Genomic DNA, 2,188 nt, shown 5'->3' with positions numbered 1-2,188 from the left:
CGCTGCGGTAGCCGCCCCGGTGCCGGGGCGGCCGGCGCCGCGGCGGCCGTTCGCCGGGGCGAATCCGGTGGGAATCCGGCGTGAATCCGGCCCGAATATGGCTCGAACTGGCGCCGGAGAAAAACCGCAAGCGTCAGCGAAGGGCGGAAGTGCGCCTGCATCGGTGAGGGGGCGCCAAAACGGACCATGTCACTGGTGAGACGGGCGAACACCCCTTAGCGGACCCCTGTCTTCAGCCCCTGCAAAGATGTGCCAGAGTTGCCACGTCCGCACTGTCAGCACGTACCGTACGGCAGCACAGGTGGACCAGAGGGGCAGCGGGAAGGGGCAGCCGGTTTTGACCACGCACGCACCGCAGGCGGGGCAGGGTGTCACGCTGCCCACGACGCTGGACGAGGCCGTGGCGGCACTCACTGCCATGCCCGCCGCGGTTCCCGTGGCGGGTGGCACCGACTTCATGACCGCCGTCAACTCCGGACAGCTCAGGCCCGCCGCGCTGGTCGGCCTGGGCCGGATCAGCGAGATCCGCGGCTGGCAGTACCAGGACGGCCACGCACTGCTCGGCGCGGGCCTCACGCACGCGCGCATGGGGCGGCCGGACTTCGCCGCCCTCATTCCCGCCCTCGCGGCGGCGGCGCGTGCGGCCGGCCCGCCGCACATCCGCAACGCGGGCACCCTCGGCGGCAACATCGCCTCGGCCGCCCCCACCGGGGACGCGCTGCCGGTGCTGGCCGCCCTGGAGGCGACACTGATCATCGCGGGCCCGGGCGGAGCCCGCCGGGAGATCCCGGTGTCGCATCTGCTGGCCGGCGTGGAGATGCTCCGCGCGGGCGAGCTCATCGGCTATGTGCGTGTGCCGCTGCTGCACGCGCCGCAGGTCTTCCTGAAGGCGACCGGCCGTACCGGCCCGGGCCGCGCGGTGGCGTCCGTGGCGCTGGTCCTCGACCCGGCCCGGCGCCAGGTGCGGTGTGCGGTGGGCGCCATAGCACCGATGCCGCTCAGACCGCTGGAGGCCGAGCACTGGGTGGCCCAGCTCATCGACTGGGACAAGGGCCGTGTGATCGTTCCGGAGGCGCTGAACGCCTTCGGGGAGTACGTCGCCGCAGCCTGCATCCCGGACCCGGCCCCGGCCGAGGACGGCACCGTGCAGCAGCTTCCGCCGGCCGTACTGCATCTGCGGCGCACCGTCGCCGCGCTGGCCCGACGAGCATTGGGGAGGGCGCTGTCGTGACCGACGACCAGCACGGAGGAGGCGTCCCGGGCAGCGGTCGCTGGGATCCGCTGCCCCAGGGCGATTACGACGACGGTGCCACCGCGTTCGTGCAGTTGCCCGAGGGCGGCATCGACGCCCTCCTGGCCGCCGACAGCCCGCTCGCCGCGCCCGGACAGGGCTATGTGCCGCCGCAGTTCACGCCCACGCAGACGGCGGCCACCGACCCGACGGGCACCGGGAATTGGGCCGTGCCCGGCGCATCCGCCGAGGGTGCCCGCTGGCCCGACCCCAACGCCGTGCCGCAGCACACGGGTACGCAGGCGGACGACCGGTTCACGTACCCCCCGCAGGCCACCCAGCACTGGACCTTCGACACGAACCAGGCGGGCCGGGCCGCCGAGGCCCCGCACACGCCCGGACAGGGCGTGCCCGGCCAGGGCGTACCCGGGCAGGGCGTACCCGGCCAGGGCGTACCCGGGCAGGGTGTACCCGGGCAGGGTGTGCCCGGACAAGGGGCGCCCGGGCAGGGCACGCCCGCGCAGGGCACACCTGTGCCGGGCGCACCCGGCCAGGACGTGACCGGACAGTGGTCGATTCCCGTCGCCAGGGGCGACATCCCGGACGAATCGGGTGAGTTCACCACATCGTCCCTGATCCAGCAGTGGGGCGGCACCCCTCCGGCCACCCTCCCCGGCGGCGCGCCCGCGCCGTGGGCGACGGAGGCGGTGGGCGAGGCGTGGAGCCGGCCGCGCCCCGAGCCGGGTGCGGCCGGACAGCCGGGCGAACAGCAGCCGGCGGACGGCACGCACGCGCAGGGGCCGGCCGGACCGGCCGGGAACCAGTACGGCGGCACAGGGCCCGCCCAGGACGCGTACCGGGCCGGAGCCCCGGCGGGCGGCGCGCACGGCGGCGAGCGGGCGGCGGACGCCCGTACGGAAACCCCTCCGGCGGGGACGCCGCACGCGGGCCCGGAAC

The 2,188-nt window shown here is 75.3% G+C and carries 1 protein-coding gene and 1 pseudogene; both read left to right on the top strand.

Features of this window, described 5'->3' with window-relative positions:
- Positions 1 to 337: 337 nt before the first annotated feature.
- Complete coding sequence (locus tag ABD224_RS28995; protein WP_344055256.1) at positions 338 to 1,231, top strand: FAD binding domain-containing protein; 894 nt, start codon at positions 338 to 340, stop codon at positions 1,229 to 1,231.
- Positions 1,228 to 2,188, top strand: a pseudogene (locus ABD224_RS28990) (2Fe-2S iron-sulfur cluster-binding protein); the annotation flags it as partial. The gene ABD224_RS28995 and the pseudogene ABD224_RS28990, both read left to right, overlap by 4 nt.

The sequence above is a fragment of the Streptomyces thermoalcalitolerans genome, assembly GCF_039525155.1.
GTDB classification, from domain to species: domain Bacteria; phylum Actinomycetota; class Actinomycetes; order Streptomycetales; family Streptomycetaceae; genus Streptomyces; species Streptomyces thermovulgaris.
This window is presented reverse-complemented; position numbering and strand designations above follow the sequence as displayed.